The 18,526-nt window shown below is 48.0% G+C and carries 18 protein-coding genes; 6 read left to right on the forward strand and 12 right to left on the reverse strand.

Annotated elements, in window-relative coordinates; genetic code table 11:
• Positions 1–210: 210 nt before the first annotated feature.
• The 5 genes from CSQ88_RS14430 to CSQ88_RS14450 are packed head-to-tail and all read right to left on the reverse strand — an operon-like array spanning position 211 to position 3,343.
• Positions 211–918: a hypothetical protein gene (locus CSQ88_RS14430; RefSeq protein ID WP_099398790.1), complete on the reverse strand. Its 708-nt coding sequence runs from the start codon at positions 916–918 to the stop codon at positions 211–213.
• 4 nt (positions 919–922) lie between these two features.
• On the reverse strand, positions 923–1,477 hold the full coding sequence (locus tag CSQ88_RS14435; protein ID WP_218963101.1) for a GNAT family N-acetyltransferase: 555 nt from the start codon (positions 1,475–1,477) through the stop codon (positions 923–925).
• A 1-nt stretch (position 1,478) separates the two neighbouring features.
• Positions 1,479–2,012 carry a GNAT family N-acetyltransferase gene (locus tag CSQ88_RS14440; RefSeq protein ID WP_218963102.1) on the reverse strand — a complete coding sequence of 178 codons (534 nt, stop codon included), beginning with the start codon at positions 2,010–2,012 and terminating at the stop codon, positions 1,479–1,481.
• Positions 2,013–2,035: 23 nt separating this feature from the next.
• Positions 2,036–2,728, reverse strand: a complete 693-nt coding sequence (locus CSQ88_RS14445) for an aspartate/glutamate racemase family protein (RefSeq protein WP_099398792.1) — start codon at positions 2,726–2,728, stop codon at positions 2,036–2,038.
• A 9-nt stretch (positions 2,729–2,737) separates the two neighbouring features.
• Positions 2,738–3,343 (reverse strand): LysE family translocator, encoded by a 606-nt coding sequence (locus CSQ88_RS14450; RefSeq protein WP_099398793.1) that lies wholly within the window; start codon positions 3,341–3,343, stop codon positions 2,738–2,740.
• Between the two features lie 131 nt (positions 3,344–3,474).
• On the opposite strand from CSQ88_RS14450, the gene CSQ88_RS14455 reads away from it, so the two are divergent.
• Positions 3,475–4,914, forward strand: a complete 1,440-nt coding sequence (locus CSQ88_RS14455; RefSeq protein ID WP_257212615.1) for a PLP-dependent aminotransferase family protein — start codon at positions 3,475–3,477, stop codon at positions 4,912–4,914.
• On the opposite strand, the gene CSQ88_RS14460 is transcribed toward CSQ88_RS14455, so the two are convergent.
• Positions 4,911–5,891, reverse strand: coding sequence for a nitrilase family protein (locus CSQ88_RS14460; RefSeq protein ID WP_099398794.1), 981 nt, complete (start codon positions 5,889–5,891; stop codon positions 4,911–4,913). The genes CSQ88_RS14455 and CSQ88_RS14460 overlap by 4 nt on opposite strands.
• A 99-nt stretch (positions 5,892–5,990) precedes the next feature.
• On the opposite strand from CSQ88_RS14460, the gene CSQ88_RS14465 reads away from it, so the two are divergent.
• A complete protein-coding gene (locus tag CSQ88_RS14465) occupies positions 5,991–6,857 on the forward strand; it encodes a LysR family transcriptional regulator (protein ID WP_099398795.1) in 867 nt (288 codons plus the stop codon).
• A 5-nt stretch (positions 6,858–6,862) separates the two neighbouring features.
• Here the strand turns inward: CSQ88_RS14465 and CSQ88_RS14470 are convergent, their stop codons facing one another.
• Positions 6,863–7,276, reverse strand: coding sequence for an EamA family transporter (locus CSQ88_RS14470; RefSeq protein WP_099398796.1), 414 nt, complete (start codon positions 7,274–7,276; stop codon positions 6,863–6,865).
• A 95-nt stretch (positions 7,277–7,371) separates the two neighbouring features.
• Here CSQ88_RS14470 and CSQ88_RS14475 point away from each other — a divergent pair, with 95 nt between their 5' ends.
• Positions 7,372–8,214, forward strand: coding sequence for a LysR substrate-binding domain-containing protein (locus tag CSQ88_RS14475; RefSeq protein ID WP_099398797.1), 843 nt, complete (start codon positions 7,372–7,374; stop codon positions 8,212–8,214).
• 19 nt (positions 8,215–8,233) lie between these two features.
• Here the strand turns inward: CSQ88_RS14475 and CSQ88_RS14480 are convergent, their stop codons facing one another.
• Together CSQ88_RS14480 and CSQ88_RS14485 are read right to left on the reverse strand one after the other, a co-directional pair.
• A complete protein-coding gene (locus CSQ88_RS14480) occupies positions 8,234–8,641 on the reverse strand; it encodes a hypothetical protein (RefSeq protein ID WP_099398798.1) in 408 nt (135 codons plus the stop codon).
• Between the two features lie 2 nt (positions 8,642–8,643).
• Positions 8,644–9,492, reverse strand: a complete 849-nt coding sequence (locus CSQ88_RS14485; protein ID WP_099398799.1) for a GyrI-like domain-containing protein — start codon at positions 9,490–9,492, stop codon at positions 8,644–8,646.
• Positions 9,493–9,729: 237 nt separating this feature from the next.
• On the opposite strand from CSQ88_RS14485, the gene CSQ88_RS14490 reads away from it, so the two are divergent.
• The 3 genes from CSQ88_RS14490 to CSQ88_RS14500 are packed head-to-tail and all read left to right on the forward strand — an operon-like array spanning position 9,730 to position 14,154.
• Complete coding sequence (locus tag CSQ88_RS14490) at positions 9,730–10,389, forward strand: helix-turn-helix domain-containing protein (protein ID WP_099398800.1); 660 nt, start codon at positions 9,730–9,732, stop codon at positions 10,387–10,389.
• A gap of 1 nt (position 10,390) precedes the next feature.
• Positions 10,391–12,685: a KGGVGR-motif variant AAA ATPase gene (locus tag CSQ88_RS14495; RefSeq protein WP_180273669.1), complete on the forward strand. Its 2,295-nt coding sequence runs from the start codon at positions 10,391–10,393 to the stop codon at positions 12,683–12,685.
• A 2-nt stretch (positions 12,686–12,687) separates the two neighbouring features.
• Entirely contained in the window at positions 12,688–14,154 is a 1,467-nt protein-coding gene (locus CSQ88_RS14500) for a hypothetical protein (RefSeq protein WP_099398802.1), read from the forward strand.
• Positions 14,155–14,205: 51 nt separating this feature from the next.
• Here CSQ88_RS14500 and CSQ88_RS14505 read toward each other — a convergent pair whose 3' ends face one another.
• The 3 genes from CSQ88_RS14505 to CSQ88_RS14515 all read right to left on the reverse strand — a co-directional run bounded on the left by CSQ88_RS14505 (position 14,206) and on the right by CSQ88_RS14515 (position 18,446).
• Entirely contained in the window at positions 14,206–16,119 is a 1,914-nt protein-coding gene (locus CSQ88_RS14505; RefSeq protein ID WP_099398803.1) for an esterase-like activity of phytase family protein, read from the reverse strand.
• A 213-nt stretch (positions 16,120–16,332) separates the two neighbouring features.
• Positions 16,333–18,141, reverse strand: a complete 1,809-nt coding sequence (locus CSQ88_RS14510; protein ID WP_257212618.1) for a cation acetate symporter — start codon at positions 18,139–18,141, stop codon at positions 16,333–16,335.
• Positions 18,138–18,446 (reverse strand): DUF485 domain-containing protein, encoded by a 309-nt coding sequence (locus CSQ88_RS14515; RefSeq protein WP_099398805.1) that lies wholly within the window; start codon positions 18,444–18,446, stop codon positions 18,138–18,140. Before CSQ88_RS14515 ends, CSQ88_RS14510 begins: the two co-directional genes overlap by 4 nt.
• Between the last annotated feature and the right edge of the window lie 80 nt (positions 18,447–18,526).

Genomic DNA, 18,526 nt, shown 5'->3' on the forward strand with positions numbered 1-18,526 from the left:
ACCGTTTCAATCGTCGAGCAGACCTGTGCGCTCTGATTCCTCGATTACTCAAAGCCGTGATGCAGGCTAAACCTTGTCCAAGAGGGGTATTTCAAGCCTTAATTGAGCAAGAGACATAATCAGGAAAAATCATGCGTAGCCCGCACCGATGATTCCCAAACGCTTAATAGCTCTGGGTATTCATTGGGGGTAGCCGCTGAAATTTGCATATTATTGTTTCCATAAATAAATAGAATCTTTGCCATCGCCATTTAGCGATTTATCCTGTTCAACCATGATATAGCGGGTTTTACCTTCGGAAACTAACTTAAAAGCTTGCAAGCGGGTGCTATGGCCAAGGATTACCAAACCTGTTTGCATTTGTTGAAAATCAGCTGGTGAATACACCAGGCTTACTCCCGGGCTATTGGGGTAATTAAATGTTGTGCGCGTCATATTCCCCAGTGCATCAAAGCTTAATTGCTCAACACGGGTGTCTTCGCAATCACTCACGCTGGTTTCAAAGCGTTGCCCAGCCAGCTCGATGGCTGAGGTCACTTTGCTGGCATTGGCGGCGATTAAAACATAAGTGCCTTTTTTATCTTTGACGCCGTACAGCCCTGGCTCACAAAGCATGGCGGCAAAGGGCAAGTGTGGATTTTCCGGCAGGCGATACACCGCGCTGCCGCCGCTTAAGCCATTGCCCCAGCTGTATTGGCCGTTAGCATCATAGCTAAAGCTGCCTTTGGGAAAAATAGGGCTGCTGATGCCAGCACCCGCATCGCTAAGCTTTGCATAGATTGCCTGCGTATCGCTGGCGGCATAGTGGTAGGCCAGATATTCGCTGCTACTAAGGGGGGCTACGGGTGTTGCCGGATCGCTGCCCCCGCCGCCACAGGCTGATAAGGCGAATGTAAAAAGACAGATTGCGGATTTCATATGATTAATTCTTAGTGGATGCTGGTGAAAATTCAGAATTTAATAAGCCATAAATTAAATCATTGTGCCATTTTTGATTTAATTTAAAGTTATCCCTTATTCTGCCTTCTTGTATAAATCCTACCCGCTCTAATAAGCTGGCTGAGGCGATATTTCCTTCTGTTACTGTGGCTTTCATTTTGTGAAATAAGCAATCATTAAAGCCATATTGCAATATGGCTTGTAAAGATTCTTTGCCATAGCCTTTGCCTTGCTCATTGGGGTGCAATAAAAAACCGACTTCTGCCTGCTGATATGGCTCCCACTCGGGCATAAAGCCAGTCACCCCAATGGGCGTATTGCGGTGTTTATCAATCATCATCAGGCAAAGCCAGTGCGAGCTGTGTTTGGTCCATGCGGGCAGGCGGCTGTTAAATTTTTCATTGATTGCATCGGCAGATAAAGGATCACTTACATAGCGCATCACATCAGGGTGTTGTTGGAGCTCGCTAAAAAAAACTCTGTCTGCTTCGGTAAGAGGTTTAAGGATTAATCTTGCTGTTTCTAAGTAGATATTCATCTTATGGCCTGTTATTTTTTAATTCATGGCTGAGTAATGAATAATTCATCAGTGATATATACTCACCCTCTTTGATTTCACATTCGCGGCTGATGCCCTCTAAAGTAAAATCAAAAGCTTGTAATAGCTGCTGCGATTTGCTGTTTTCTATTTCTACTTCGGCACTGATGCGGTGCAGTTTTAATTCATTAAAGGCATAGCTGAGTAAGCCATGCAATGCTTCCTGCATAATGCCTTTTCCCCAATGCTGGGGTAACAGCCAGTAGCCTAATTCGGCATTTTTGTGATCCTGGCAGATATTATTCAGCCCTAATGCGCCCAGCGGCGTACCTGCTGATTCAATGGCCAGCCAACAGCCTGTGCCATCTTCGGCAATGGATTGATACCAGCTCATTTGCGCTTCACAAGCGCTTTCTGTTGAATACGAAATACCATAGTGTTTGATAACATCGGGGTGGGACAGCCCTGAAAAAACAAAGGCTAAATCATCGGCTCTGAATGTTCTTAAGGTGAGCGTATTTAGTTTTATATTCATCATTATTCCAAAGCAGTTGCGTATTAGGCGCAGGCTGTATGAATGGCATAGCGTATATGCAGCTCGGTGGTATCAAATATCGGGATATCCACATCCTGCTGTTTAATCAGCATGGTAATTTCTGTGCAGCCCAGTATGACTCCTTCCGCACCTTGCTCAATTAATTGATTAATGATGGCAATATATTCTTGCTTGGATGATTCTTTCACAAGACCATGGCAAAGCTCCTGATAAATAATATCGTGCACTCTGTTGCGGCCAGCTTCATTTGGGGTAATCACTTCCAGCTGGTGCAGGCGGCTTAATCTGCCACGGTAAAAATCTTGCTCCATGGTGAATTTTGTACCCAATAGGGCAATTTTTTTAAGGCCAGCTGTTTTAATTGCCGCTGCGGTGGCATCCGCAATATGCAGAAATGGAATCTGAATTTTCGCTTCAATTGCAGCAGCTAATTTATGCATGGTATTAGTGCATAAGATAATTAAATCTGCATCGGCTAATTGCAAAGAATAAGCCGCTTGGGCCATGATTTCGCCTGCTTTATCCCATTGCCCAGCGCTTTGTAGCGAGGCTATTTCTGCAAAATCGACACTCAGCAGAATGACTTTGGCAGAGTGCAGGCCACCCAATTTTTCTTTAATAAGCTGATTTGCTCTTTGGTAATAAATCTGGCTGGATTCCCAGCTCATGCCGCCTATCATGCCGATGGTCTTCATTATTTTCCCCTAAGCTAACAAAGCCAATTCACCATGCAATAAAAAGAATGCCGTGATCGCCATCAGGCTGGCCATGATGCCGTTAAATAGTTTTAATATTTTTGGGATCAGCAAATGCTGGCGTAAAGCATCGCCCAGCCATGCCCAGATACAGATGCAGGGCAAATTAATCAGTGCGCATAAAACGGCTAAGCCCGCTGCGGCGAGCATGCTATTTTGCTCAGCAGGCAAAAATAGAATCACGGTATTGATTACCATCACCCATGCTTTGGGGTTAATCCACTGAAATAGTGCTGCAGCTAAAAAGCTCATGGGTTTCGCGGCTTCTTTGCCTTCAGGCGATCCGGCTTTCCATATTTTCCACGATAGCCACAATAAATAAGCGCAGCCAAATACGCCTAAAATTGGGCGTACCGTATTAATGCTGGCCATTACCCACGCCAGGAGGACGCCAACGATAAACACCTGAATGCCGTGGCCAATGCTAATGCCTAATAAATGCGGAATACTGCGGCGAAAGCCAAAATTGCCGCCAGAAGCCGCCAGCATCAGATTATTGGGTCCGGGGGTGACGGACATCAGCGAGACATAGCTCAGTAAGGCAGGGTTAAACATAGGCTTGGCTCGTTATGGGTAAATGACAATTCATCATAAAAGTATCGTCATAAAGGTTACAGTGGCATTGCTTGCTTATTTTTATGGGTACAATTTAGACATTGCGGCCTTACCCGGTACTTATGATGCAAATGGATACGCTTTATCAGCAGCTGGCAGATGATTTTGCGCTGGCGATCAGCCACGGCTCTTTGCCACCCGGCTCCAGATTGCCATCGGTGCGTAAAACTGCTCAAAGCCGCAGGCTGTCTTTGAATACGGTACTCACCGCCTATCGAATGCTGGAAGACCGTGGCCTGGTGGTGGTTAGGCCGCAATCTGGTTATTACGTGCGCAGCCATCTGCCTATGCTGCCGGCAGGCAAAGTTGGTGCAGCGCCAAGCCCCGCACAGGGTACGGCCGGTGAGGTGCTGGATTTAATCGGGGCGGCTTTATTGGCCCAGCAAACGCCGGGTTATATCAATCTGGCTTTAGCCTGCCCTAAGGGCGGCGATTTTTACCCCAGCAATAAGCTGGCGCGGATTATGGGGCAGGTGCTCAGGCAAAATCCTGGCATGGTCAGCAGCTATGCCTTGCCGCCGGGGTCGGAGCGATTACGCACCCAGATTGCCCGGCGCAGTGTAGAGCTGGGCATGTCTTTGCAGGCTGAAAACATCGTGCTTACCCATGGCTGTATGGAAGCCTTGCAATTGTCTTTGCGCGCCATCTGCGTGCGTGGAGACGCTGTGGGGATTGAATCGCCTACCTACTTTAATTTGTTGCCGCTGTTCAGCAGCCTGGGTTTAAAAGCGGTGGAAATTCCGACCGATCCGCAAACGGGCATGTCACTCGATGCGCTTGAGCAATTACTGATTGATGGCCAGCTGCAGGCCATTGTGGCCATGCCCAATGTGCACAACCCTCTGGGCTGCAGCATGCCGCTGGAAAACAAACGGCGGCTGGCAGGCCTGTTAAAGCGTTATCAAATCCCCCTGATTGAAGACGCGCTCTACGCTGAACTGCAATTTGGTGAAGCCTTTGCGCCCGCTGTAAAAGCGTTTGACGAAGAGGGCTGGGTGTTAATTTGCGCCAGTTACACCAAGACGCTGGCCCCTGATTTCAGAATTGGCTGGGTAGAGGGCGGGCGCTTTACCGAGCAGATTCGTAAGCTTAAATTCTCTTATTCAGTTGCCGAATCTATGGTACTGAGCGAAACGCTGGGCCTGTTTCTAGAATCAGGCGGCTACGATCATCATTTACGTCAGCTCAAACGCCGCTACGCGATTCAGGTGGATAAAGTACGCGCGCTGATTGCCGCGCATTTTCCGCAGGGCACCAGCGCTACCCAGCCCGCTGGCGGGTTTTTATTCTGGGTGGAGCTGCCTGCCAGCTGCGACAGCGTGAAATTGTTTCATCGCGCCATTGCCGAGAAGATCAGCATCTCGCCCGGCCCGCTGTATTCCCCCAGCGGCCGCCATACCTCGGCACTGCGTTTATCCTGTTGCCAGCCTTTGGATGAAAGCTATATCCAGGCTTTAGTGCGGTTGGGCGAAATGGCGCAGGGCATCATGGATGAAGCAGCTGGCGTTTAATCCACAGGATGGGTGGCGGCGGTAGAAAACCTCGCCTCGCGTGCATCCAGCTCTTTGCCGGATGACTCAGTCAGCAGGCCGTATAGCTCTGGTCTGCGGCCACGTATCCAGCGCTGGCCTGTGCTCATATTGATCAGGTTTAAATCCAGCACTGCGGCCACCATGGCGTCCTGAGCCAGCCATGTTTCGTTAATGATGCGGCCATAGGGATCAATAATCATGGCATTGCCTGTGCGGATTTCTTCCTCATCCTGGCCTACGCCATTGCTAAAAATAATAAACAGGCCGTTATCGTGCGCTCTGGCGGGCAGCCAGCGCAGCAGCCATTCCCGGCCATTAGGGCCTTTGAATTCGGCTTCAATGGCGGCCGGATGAATGTGGCGCTGCTGCCATTTTTCTAGGGCTATGGGTTTCATGCCATGCGGGCTGCGCGAATTTGTGCCACCGGTTTGATGCGGGGCAAGCAGCAGGCTGGCTCCAAGCAGCGCGCAGGCCCGCACGTTCTCAACTAAGTTGTTATCCCAGCAAATCAGGATGGCGATGCGTATTCCCCATGGCGTATCAAATACGGTGAATTGATTGCCGCTGTGAATCGATTCGTGCTCAAAAGCATGCAGCTTGCGGTGGCAATGGTGTGTGCCATCGGGCATGCACAGCACGTAGCTATTATAAAAATGCCCATCTTCCCCTAGCTCTATCAGCCCAATACCAATCGCCATTTGATATTGTTGTGCCAGTTTATTTACTGCCTTGATTGAAGGCCCATACAGCGGCTCGGCTAAGCCGGCCACGCCTTCACGGCTCAGCTTTGTGACATGCCAGTAGCCGGTAATGCACATTTCAGGAAACGCGAGCAGCTGCACACCCTGGCTGGCGGCTTGGGCGGCAAAATCGGCAATGCGGCTTAGGTTATAAGCCTTGTCGCCAGCTTTGTGTTGAAACTGTACTGAGGCCACATTCAAAGTGGAGTTGCGCATGGTGGGCTACCGCCGTTTAGCTAAAGAATAAGCTTATTTAATCGCGGCTCGTTTCATGCGTAAAATGAAATTTATGCCCATCATTGATAGAAAAATAGAATGGATATCAAATTACTGCGCTCCTTTATTACCCTGGCAGGGCTTGGGCATTTTGGCCGGGCGGCAGATGTGCTCTGTGTGACGCAGCCAACCTTGAGTAAGCAAATTGCGAATTTAGAAGCCGAGCTGGGGGCCAGATTATTTGAACGGGGCCGCCATGGCGCAGAGTTAACTGCGTTTGGAGCGCTGTTTTTGCCTGATGCCCAGCGCTTAATTCAGGATGCGGATCAAGTGTTGCTGCGTGCGCGTGAAGCCAGCCAGGGAGAGCGCGGGCGGCTGCGCATTGGTTTTGGTTTGTCTGCGCTCGAATTTGCCCCGCAAGCGATTGCTGCGTTTAGCCAGCGCTACCCTGATGTGGCGATTACACTTAATGACTACTCCTCAGCAGAGCAGACGCAGCGCATTCTGGCTGGCGAACTAGAGCTGGGTTTTATTCGCTTGCCCTGCGATGCCGCTTTAGCTACGCTGCCGCTCTTTGAAGAGCAATTAGCCTTGGCGGTCCCTGCTATGAGTACATGGCAAGCGGTGCCGGATCAGCTGGCTGATTTAAACACGCTGGGTTTTATTGCACTCACTGCCTCTCGCGGGCCGGGCCTCGCGGCGCAAATTCAGCAGTGGTGCAATGCACATCAATTTAATCCACGCATTACTCAATACAGCGAAGATATACAAACCATTCTGGCGATTGTGGCTGCGGGTTTAGGCGTGGCTTTATTGCCTTATCGGGCCGGGCTGTTGCTGCCGCAAAATGTGCGGCTTTTACCCTTTAATGAGCTAGCGGCACACTGGCAAGTGGGTTTAGCCTGGCAAGCCGGTCGGGAAGACCCCGTTGTGAAGGGCTTTGTTGACCTGCTTGCCAAACCTTGAGTGGCTTATTTACGCGGCATCATCAGCCAGAGGCCACAGAGGCTTAAACCCATGCCCAGCACGCGGGTGATTGAAAATGACTCGCGGAAAAACCACAGGCCTATGGGCAGCAGTAACAGGGTGCTGGCGGCATTGGTCATCAGGGAGGACATGCCTAAATGGCCACCTGCCCGGTAAAGCAATAAAAATCCCAGCTCAATGCCCAGAATACCCAGCGCCACGCCACCGACGCTCCAGTTCAATACCTGCACACTGCGGCTGCCGCCATAGTAGTAAATACCGGGCAGGCATAATAAAAGCGCAATGCCGTAGCTGATCGATAAAGATAAAAAAGGGTTGATTTCATTCGGCACAAACTTAATTGAGAGGTGATAAATCACCGAGCCGGCAACCGCCAGCAAAATGGCTAAAACATACATTTTTTTACTCCAGCTGTATTGGATTTGCTTAGACTAGCTGAAGCGTTAGTTAATAGGTAGACTGCAATAAACCATAGTGGCTATAAAAATTTATTATGACTAATGATCTGGATACCGCCCTGCTGCGCTCTTTTGTCGGTGTGGTGCGCAGCGGCAGCATCAACCGTGCGGCTATTTTGCAAGGCAAAACACAGCCTGCGCTCAGCCAGCAAATTCAGCGGCTAGAGCAGCAGCTTGGCCAAACTTTATTGCTGCGCTCGCCCAAAGGCATACGCTTAAGCCCGGAAGGTGAGGCCCTCTTGCCTTATGCCGAGCGAATTTTAAGTTTAACGGATCAGCTTAGTCTGAAGCCTGTATTGCAAGGCGAGCAGCAACGCAGTATTGGTCTGGTAGAAGATTTTGTCAGCGGCCACTTGAATCGGGTACTGGCCGATTTTGCCTGTGCCCACCCTCGTTTGCGGCTGCGGGTGGATGTGGCCGATAAACAAACGTTGTTTGCCGCTTTTGAGCGCAAAGAGCTGGATGTGTTGGTGAGTATGCCGCTTGCCGCAGCCGCAACGCCCGATCAGGCGCTAAGCCTGCCCCTGAACTGGTTTGCTGCGCCTGGATTTAATTTGCAGGTGGCATCCATACCGCTGGTGATTTTTAGCCAGCCCTGCACTTGGCGTGATCGCATTTTAGAAACGCTGAATCGGGCTAATCAGCCATGGCATATTGTTTTTGAAAGCAGCAGCCTGGCGGCATTGCAAGCGGCAGCAGAAGCAGGCCTGGGTGTGACCGCACTATTGGCAGATACCCCGCCACAGCATAGCCAGCTGATCACGGAACTCCCCCCATTGCCTGATGTAACTATCGCGGTGTATCGCCAGCAGGGCGATACAGACCCGATTAATCAACAATTAGCGGGTTTGTTTTTACGTGAATTGCAGAGGAGCTGAGTTTTTGAATTGAAGCGGTTTAGCCGCACTCAATCCCCTCATTTTTCCTTTGCTGCAGTAAAAATGCCGGATCAAAAGACACTTTATGAAACGTGGGTGTGTGCTGATCCAGCACTCGCCAAACTGGGGTGACGATTTCCAGTCCTTGATTAAAGGCTTCAAAAGGCGCTTCGGCCACGATGCGCAGTTGAAATCCCATGGTGACCGGGCAAGTCACTTCGGCATTGAATTGTGCGGCCAAGTTTTTGCGTAATGTTGGGATATCCATACTGCAGCCGTATGGAATGGCGCTGATTGCGGCGTCGACAATTTGGGGCGAAGGCAGCAAAATGATTTGCCCTGCTTTCATCCCCGATATATTGATGGCCAGTGTTTTGATTGCATAAGGTTTGGCCAAGTCCCGTTTCTCCAGCCATGATTTTTTCATGATCAGCGCAGCGGTAAATAGATGTCGGTCAGTAGCTCATTAGGGGCCGTATCGCGGGGATTATTGCGATACTCTTCAAAGACGGGAGTATCGGCCAATTCTTCTCCTGATGCGCTTAGCCATTCTCCGTAAAGCCATTGATATACCGCTTTCATATCTGAATAAGGCCCTTTGTAGGAGAGCACCGCATATTTGCCGCTGCTTATTTCTTCTCTCATAAATGGCGTAGATTGCCCGGTGCTGGGGGGAATGCTGATACAGGCTTTTGAACGTAGTTTTTCTTCGGCCACAAAGCAGGGATCGTCCAAAAAAATGCCAATCCAGCGTGTATCGGCGCTAAAGAGCTGCCGTGCATTGGCATTACTGGCAATAAGATCAAATGCCTGATTAATCCCCATATAGGAGCCGGTGTGTGCAACGCTTAATAGCGGGATGGCCGGGATGGTTTTAATTTCAATTGGGTACATTTTCTTATTCCTGATTAATGGGGCGGCCAGAGAAAAAGGGCCGCCTTCTTTTCGATAACGTGCAGGCGGCAAACCATAGGCCGCAGCAAAAATCCGCGTAAAAGATTGCACATTGGGATAGCCCGATTGTTTGGCTATTTTTGTAATGGGCAGATCGCTACGCTTTAATAAAGTGGCCGCGCCTTGCAGGCGTAAACGCTTCACCGTTGCCACCACGCTTTCGCCATAAATCGCCAAGTAAACCCTGTGCCAGTGATAGGGCGACATGCAGGCAATCTCCGCTAATTTATTTAAATCTAAATCTTCATTTAAGTGCGTATGCAGATAATTAATCACGCGCTGAAGGCGGATCTCAATACTGGCTTGGCTGGGGGTGTTTTGCATCGCTGTTTTGCTCTGTTCGTATGAGCAGAACAATAGCATGGGGTGATTTGACAAATCTTGCGGAGTTAGATGGCCATCGGATCTGCTGCTATAGCATTTTCTGTAAGCGTTTCGTAATGAGTCAAAATTAAGACCATTGATATTCAATGCCCCTCCAGCTAGAATCAACTAAGTATCAATGATTGTTTGTTGATTTTTGGGATGATTGGTCGATTTTTTACTTTGGAAGGGAATGTCATGAGCAATAATCATTGGCAGTTGCTGGAAGACATCCAGCAAAAGATGAAGCAGGCCTCAGATTTGCCTCGTGGGATCTTTAATGGAGTAGCTGAACGTCTGGATGAGGCCCTTACAGGCTCGTCACGTGCGTCGATCGAAGCTTTGAATGCACAATTGGCAGGTTTATTGGATCATTTGCTGAGTCTCGAACCGGTAGCTGCTCAGGCCATTCTTGGTACACAACCTGAACATGCAAATGAGCAAGCGGCATATATTATTGGGCAAGTGAGCTTTGCCCAGCTCTTGGCTGCACAAGCTGCAGAACGAAGAGTAGATGATGAGTTCCATAGTTGGATGAGTAATTGTTTGTATAAGCCCTATATTGATGCGCTTGCTAGTAAGGATTTAAATGGGAAAGAGCTTGCTGACATTTGCGGTGAAGTGCCAGAAACCGTTAGCCGAAAATTAAAACAATTACGGGAACTTGGCATTACTGAATTCAGGCGAGAGGGGACAAGTTTTTATAATTTTTTGACGCCCGCTGCGCGTTCGGTGCTTTCCGAAAGTAGCTTGTCTGCGGGGGAAGGTAATAAGTCTAAGTTAAGGCTTGTCTCAGTGCTTCATGATGCTGCACCTCCACATATGCGGCTTAGTCAATCACTTGCTCAGGCGGCATAACATGGAACAAGAAAATAGTATTGGTAAAATCGTTACGTTTTACTCTTTTAAAGGAGGAGTAGGGCGGACGATGGCCGTGGCGAATTTGGCTTTTTTGGCGGCGTTAAATGGTAAGCGTGTGTTGGTTATGGATTGGGACTTAGAAGCGCCAGGGCTTGCGTATTACTTTCGAGGTTTGTTGAATAGTGCAGAAACGAGGGCGCTTGGCGATGCACCTGGTGTATTGGATATTTTAAGCGAGTGGAGCGCTACGATTGATAAGGCAGTGTCAGAAGAAGAAGTCTCCGCTTTGCAGCAGCGTTTTGAAGCAGGATCGGTTTTTAAAGATTGTGTGCGAACTTTAATCGAAGCTGAGATGTCGGCCGATTTGCTACCTGCTACGGCGGCTCTGGATATTATTAGTGCGGGCAGTAATAGGGTTACAGCGATCACATCAGCGGGTGATTTACCTTATGAAGAAGCGCTTGCACAGTTTTCGTGGGCTGATTTTTTTGATAAATATGCAGGCGGATTCGCATTAGAGCAATTACGGCTTTGGGCAAAGAAGAATTACGATTTTGTGCTCATAGATAGTCGGACGGGGTTATCTGATATCGCTGGCGTTTGCACCATGCAATTGCCAGATTCGGTGGCGCTATGTTTTGCACTCAATCAGCAAAATATTGATGGTATTGCTAAAGTTTCAGCTGCAATTCGTAGTAAGCGTAAAGATGCGGTGATTCAGCGCGCTATACCAATGCGGGTTGCCCAGCGTGATAGTGCAGATGGTAGTGATGCACAAGCTCGTGCTCTCTCCGCCTTAAGCCATATTGGTGGCGGTATTTCAGCGGATATCAAAGCAGATATGGCGATGTTATCAATTAAATTGGTTGATGATCTGCCATTTTATGAAACGCTTGCGCCCTTTTTAGCAAACGACCCAGAGCTTGATCCCCTGACCTTAAATTATTTGCGTCTCGGAAAACACCTGCTTGATTCGTCTTTTTCAATTCCGGCCTTTAATTCAGAAATACTGAAAAAAATACAGCAACGCCTTCTGCCTAGTAATGCAACGATTGAGTATATTAATTCATTGCGGTCGGCAGATCCTGTGCGTGCAATTGATGAGTTAAGCCAGTTCATAGATGCTGCATATGATACGGCTGTAAATGGTGGTGTGCTGGAGGAAATATATTTACATGCTTTACTTGAGGTGGGTATTGACATAAGTGAGCAGTATAGCATCGAGGACAATTTTTATATAAAATTGGAAAAAACACTAGAGACTATTTGTGTTCTATATAAAAAAGAACCTGTGAAGTGGAAAGAGTTTATTGTTTCTGAAATTCAATTGGTTATTGAATATTCAATGATGCACTTACCTGCTAATGATGTTAGAAAATGGTTTTGCGAACTGGATAATATCTTAGTAAATGAAGTATCTACTGCTTCTCGGTTAAAAAGAATGAATTATCTGCGGAGTTCCGCGCAAATTAGTCTGGATATTAACGATGGTGATGCATTAAATGATAGTGTTTGTCGTATTAATAATATTTACCAAAGTTTTATATCTGAAGAAGTGGTTCTTGCACCTGCAGAAAAAAACGCAATGCTGGCATCAATTGTAGATGTACAGTTATTGCTTGGAAATATTGCGTTAAAGAATAATGATATAGCTAAAGCTAGAGAATGCTATGAGAATGGTTTAAGTCTTTTTCCTAGTTTAGATCTAATTGAGACTGATACTGACTTAGGAAGATTATGTTTTCGTCTTCACTATCAGCTTACTAAATTACCAATCTTGACAAAATTGGAAGCTGCTCAGCATGCTAGCAAGGCTGTGCGTTTTTCTGGGCGTTTATTTCGATTTAATTTTTTTGAGTTAGCTAATTTTGTGCTCCAAGCATCAGACTCTCCTGAGGTTATTCTTGATTTTTGCGAGTCATTTGTGAGCGTAGCAGAGTCGAACACCCCCTTTCTGTTATCTCAATACTTGCTGGGGACCACTTCAAATAGGGAAGTGAATTTTATTGATGTTATTAGTGAGTTTGCGAAAGTATTGATCGTAATAAATACTGAGCGTGCGAATATTGTGCTACGGGGTTTGCTACAGCTTCTGTCTGATGCGTTTGATTTTCTTATTAGAAGAAAAATTATTCGTGAATTAAGAGATAAACTGTCTTTTCAATTGAATGAGTTGAGTATTATATTAGGCGAGGCTGGTATTTCAATGGGTGATTTTTCTGGCTTGGCTAAAGCACAGAATGCCTATTCTGGGGCATTTTCGAGTGACGATTCATCTATGAATGCAGAATAAAAATGATGGAAGAGCATAGCCAAAAAAAATCACCAGCCGATTTATTTCTTTGCCTTTTTGCTCAGGCTGAAGAAATGGGCTCCTTTAAACGGAATACCGCTTTAGTTAAAGATGCCAAGTTCAAATTAAGTATTGAAAGCGCTTTAAGAGAGAATTCTGCCCATGATGCGTTTACTGCCGTAGAGGGCCTGCTTTCCAAGGGAGGTGGCCTTCCGGCGGAGGTAAACGGGCGTATTTTAATGGCGATGCAGGCCATTGATGAGCTTTTCTATCGAATTCACCCGCGTGATCACTTTGTTCCATCGCTTAAACCTGCCCATAAACTACCTAATTGGCTGCGTGATTTACGGGATGCCCGCCGTATTTCTGGCCGCTATGCTCAAAATGAGAGATTTAATCTGGTACCGCGTGGCCCGCTGCTACGGCGGGATCGTGATGAAAATGCCTCTAATGCTGAAAGTCTATTGGATCGCTTTACGGCTTTAACACCCGTGCCTATTACTTTAAGCATAGATACGCGCAAAATTAATGTTGAGTATGTCGTTATTGGTCTTGGCGCAATAGATGGGGTTGTTGCGGGTAAAAAAACAGGCCATGAAAAAGTTGTATTTATTCCGCTTGCTGAGAAAAAGGCTGATTTAGTTTTGAGTGAGCGAATGATTTCAGAGCAGCCCTATGTGGACTTTTTCTTAAGTCCCACACTGAATGCTGCAAATATTATTCATGAGGTTTTAAAAAATACCGGCCCAGTTGATATTGCATTTGCGCCGGAGTTGGTGACCAAAGAAGAACATGCAGATAATTTGGCCGCATTACTGAATGCTAGCCCTGTTTTATCCCGCATGATTATTGCAGGCTCAGGCCAGACAAGGGCGCTCTGCCCTGAAGGGCTGGCTTGGAATGAAGCACGCATATTCAATGGCAAGGGTAGCGAGTTATGGCGGCAAAGAAAGCTGTGGCCAGCAGGCTTAGCAGCGGAGCGGGCCAAGGAGTACGGGCTGGATTGCCCTGATGGCAAATTGGCGATGGAAGATAACGCCGAGGGTGACACTGTGGTGATTGCAGATCTTGATGGCTTGGGGAGATGCGTCGTGCTTATTTGCCAAGATATTCAAGCCAAGCCTATGACCGCAGATTTAATTGATCGCTTTCAACCGGATTGGGTGTTCATCCCCGTGCTGGACCCTGGCGTACAAGAGGGGAGATGGGGCCATCAACGCTGCTTTGAGTTGAGTGAGGCGTCGAATACTCGTTTTATGATCGCTAGTAGTACGGCTCTTGCGGATAGGCTTGGTTGGAAAGACCCAGTTGCTTGTGGTTTGGCAATTGGCCCCAAGGTCCCTAGTGCAGACGGAGATCAGGGGCGTGTATGTAAAGAGGTAGAGATCTTAGCGGGTACAACACCCAGCTATGCAAAAATTGAATGGCGTAGTGATGGATGGAAAAAATCGACCTTAAGTGCAAATTAAGTGAGTATTACGGCATTGATAGCGCATCAATGCCGTAGGTTTATTCAGCTATTAATTCACGCTGTATTCCTTAATATCCTTCGGTAGTTTAAACAGCCACAGGCGTGAAGGCGCTTGAGTTGGGTCGCCGCGGTTGATATTAAATTTCACAGTGTCGGCAGCAGCCGCTGCGCTATCAATTTTGCAGCCAGTTAGCTTGCCGTCGCTGATCACGCAATCGGTGGCGGTTTTGCCTTTGGCGTCTTGCAGACTGGCTTTGATATCAAAGTCATTGTCATTCACGATGGCAATGGTTTTGCCGTCGATCATGGTTAAGCCTTCTGATTTATCTGCCAGATAGCCAAAGCCACCAGCTAGGGCGTCGTAGTCAAACAGCTTGGTACGTTTCACCATTTGGATACCGGCCAGATCGGCTGCCGCGCCAAACTCCAGATCCCGCTTATCGCCCAAGGTTTTGCCGCTCAGATCTGTGGCGCTGCTGATATCGATCAGATAAATACTGCGGTGCATCAGGCCATCTTTTTGAATGCCTTGTTCAATCAGCAGGAAGCGGGTGTCAGAAATGGCCAGCAGGTCGCCAATTTTCAACTCTTTGCTTTTGCCATAGCTGGCGTCAATCGGGTAGGCAAACATTCGGGTGGCTTTGGTGGCGGGGTCGTATTCGGCGATCCGCGTAAACAAGGCCTTGCTTGATTTATTATTTTTGCTGTCGCTGATTTCTAAATTGCTTTGCACTGCGGCGTAGATTTTGCCGCTGGCAGGGGCAATGGCGATGCCTTCAAAGCCCCGGTTTGCCTGGCGATTGGCCAGCACTGCAGGCAGGCCACCCGCACCCGGATAAAGTTTTTCTAAAATCTTGCCGGTTTTAGGATCGATACGGATCAGGAAGGGGCCGTATTCATCGCAAATCCACAAATCGCCATTTTTATCGACCACGATGCCTTCAGGGTCGATGCCGTTTTTATCGGTGGCGAGCGTTTGCAGGGTATCAGACAGAGGCACTTCTTTGCTGGAGCCGATTTCATTGGCTGCCGTTGGGCGACCTGTGGTTTTGCTGCCGTCGGCATTTAAAATATCAGTGACTGAAACAAGGCTGGCTACGCCATCTTTTAAGCGCATCACGCCAAATTTAGGCGTGAAATCGGGGGCGGGGAAGACTTTGGTGGCTGTGCCATCGGCCAGATTAGGCGAATCGGCATTGGGGCCGCGATCGCTCAATACATAAAATTCAATTGCGCCGTCTTTGGTTTTTTCTTTAAAAGCCAGCGCCGAGCCCATGCTAAATGGAAAACCATTCGGGAAAGTGGCTTTCAGGCCCGCTAATGTGCCTGGATAAGCCACATTAAATTTAGGATCGACCACAATTTGATGCTTGGTCACGCTGATATCGCCAATCTTGCTGGTATTGTCTTTGCCAAACTGGCTGGCGAGCGTGGATTCAAAATGCTCGCTGGCCAAATTGCGGTCTCGCACCTTTAAGCCCAGTTTGGCAAGCTCTGTGCCAAAGTCATTGCCATTTGCGGCTAATTTGATACTGGATTCTGTTAATGATTTTAATAAATCGCGCTGGGCCGCTTCAAGTTTAATCCCATTACTTGGGTCGCCATCGCTATCTAGCGTTTGTAGTAATTGGGCAATATTGAGCGCTTTATCATTAAAGCCACCGCTTAAATCAGCAGGGGATAATTTAGCGGTGGCAATGGCTTTACCTAATACCACGCCGCCAATTTTAAAGGTGATTTCGTCACCTACCTGATATAAATAAAAGCCATCGGCCTTGGTGTATTGCGCAGTTGGATTACTGGTGGTGCTGTATTCTAAGCCTTCTACTGCTGAGTCTTGAAATACGCCACTGATTATAAAGGGTTTGTTGTTTGTGCTGGTGGTGTTGTCGGTGCTGCTGTTATTGCAGGCGGCTAATAGTGAGCTAAGCGCAATACTGAGCGCGATTGTGCTGTGTTTCATTGAATAACCCTTTTATTAAAATTAAATGAATAGTGCCATTTGATTATGACAAAGGGGTTAAGGTTAATTGTTTTAGTTGTGATATTTGAATTGATTCTAAATAAAGAATGTATGTGATTTATATTTTTTAATACATTCTGGATTGCTTATATATGTGGTGATTTTCAATAAAAAACGCCCTGCATAAATACAGGGCGTTTTGCTGAATGCTTCTTAATGTTTTGATGCGCCTTCCGCACCTACCCCCGTCATAGAGCGGATAAATTGTGGCAGAAATTGTGCACGTTCAGAATCTGCCTGTGCGCTTTTATCGGTGACAGAGAAAATCCATGTCATTAGAAACGCTAAAGTCATTGAGAAAATAGCCGGGTTTTTATAAGGGAATAATTCGCTGCCCTTAGCGTGGCCCAGAGTATCAACCCAAACGGCTGGCCCGAGGATAATCAATACCACCGCGCAGATCAGGCCGGAATAGCCGCCGATCACTGCACCGCGGGTGGTTAAGCCTTTCCAGAACATGGATAAGAACAGCACCGGGAAGTTGGCCGAAGCGGCAATAGAGAACGCCAGGCCCACCATAAAGGCGATGTTTTGCTTCTCGAACATAATGCCCAGCAAGATGGCTACCACACCCAAGGCCACGGTTGCGTATTTAGAAACGCGGATTTCTGTTGCTTCATCCACGCGTCCATGACGCCATACGCTGGCGTAAAGATCGTGTGAAACCGCCGATGCGCCAGAAAGGGTAAGGCCGGATACAACCGCCAGAATGGTGGCAAAGGCTACGGCTGAAATAAATCCGAGGAATAAATCACCGCCTACAGCATGGGCAAGGTGCACCGCTGCCATATTAGAGCCACCCAGCAGCTTGCCTGCTGCGTCTTTATACGATGGATCGGTAGACACCAGCATAATCGCGCCAAAGCCGATAATGAAGGTCAGGATATAGAAGTAGCCAATAAAGCCTGTGGCTACAAACACGGATTTACGCGCAGCCTGAGCATCTTTTACGGTAAAGAAGCGCATCAGAATGTGCGGCAAGCCTGCTGTACCAAACATCAGGGCCAGGCCAAGAGAGATTGCATCAATCGGGTTAGAAACCAGGCCGCCGGGTGCCATGATGTTTTTAGCGGCTTTTGCTGCTGCTTTCGCTGCGTCAGATGCTTTTTCAAGTAAAGAAGCTGCATCGGGTGAGTGATTGGCTACTGCTTGTGCGGCTACATCTGATGCTGCCGTGGCTTTCACGGCAAGAAGCTGCGCGCCAGCTTGTTTGACGTGGACAGCCTGGGCAAACATGCCTTCAACGCTGAAGTTCACATGTTTAAGCACCATAAAGGCCATAAAGCTGGCGCCGGATAAGAGCAGCACGGCTTTAATAATTTGTACCCATGTGGTGGCCAGCATGCCGCCAAAAATGACGTAAATCACCATCAGAATGCCAACCATAATGACGGCGGTGTTGTAATTCATGCCAAACAGCAGCTGAATCAGCTTACCTGCACCAACCATCTGGGCAATCAGATAGAGCGCCACCACAACCAGGGTGCCGGTGGCCGCAAAGGTGCGTACCGGGCCTTGCTGCAGGCGATAAGAGGCCACATCGGCAAAAGTGTATTTGCCTAAGTTACGCAGGCGCTCTGCTACGAGGAAGGTAATCACAGGCCAGCCTACCAAAAAGCCCAGCGAGTAAATCAGCCCGTCGTAACCAGTATCAAATACTAAAGCGGAAATCCCTAAAAATGACGCGGCCGACATATAGTCGCCCGCAATGGCTAAGCCATTTTGAAACCCGGTAATGCCACCGCCTGCAGAGTAAAAGTCTTTAGCAGAGCGGGTGCGGCTGGCTGCCCAGTAAGTGACACCCAGCGTAAACGCCACAAACAGAAAAAACATAATGATGGCGTGCCAGTTCATTGCTTGCTTGGTGACCGGCCCGTCAATGCTGCCAGACGCCCAAGTTGGCAAGCTGGCAAAGGCCAGCAGCACTCCGCAGCCCAGCTGCTTTTGCAATTTATGCATCATTGCTTTGCTTCCTCGATAATTTCACGGGTCAACTGGTCAAATTCAGTAGCGCGGCGTACATAAATGCCGGTAAGCACAAAGGCCGATAAAATCACCAGGATACCAATCGGAATACCGATGGTGGTGACGCTGCCAGCAGAAAGCGGGATCCCAAGTGTCTTGGGGGAAAATGCGATCACCAGGATAAAGCCGTAGTAAATCACCAGCATGACTGATGATAAAAGCCACGAGAGGCTGGTTTTCTTTTGGACTAATTCTGCAAATTTAGGATTTTGCTGAATGCGGTCGATGATAGTTTCACTCATGCTTAGACTCCTCCTTGAACAAGGTGGATCCCGGAAGGGACAACCGATACATAATGTAACGACAGCAACCCTTTGATGCT

This window comes from Iodobacter sp. BJB302 (genome assembly GCF_002735645.1).
In the GTDB taxonomy this organism is placed as follows: domain Bacteria; phylum Pseudomonadota; class Gammaproteobacteria; order Burkholderiales; family Chitinibacteraceae; genus Iodobacter.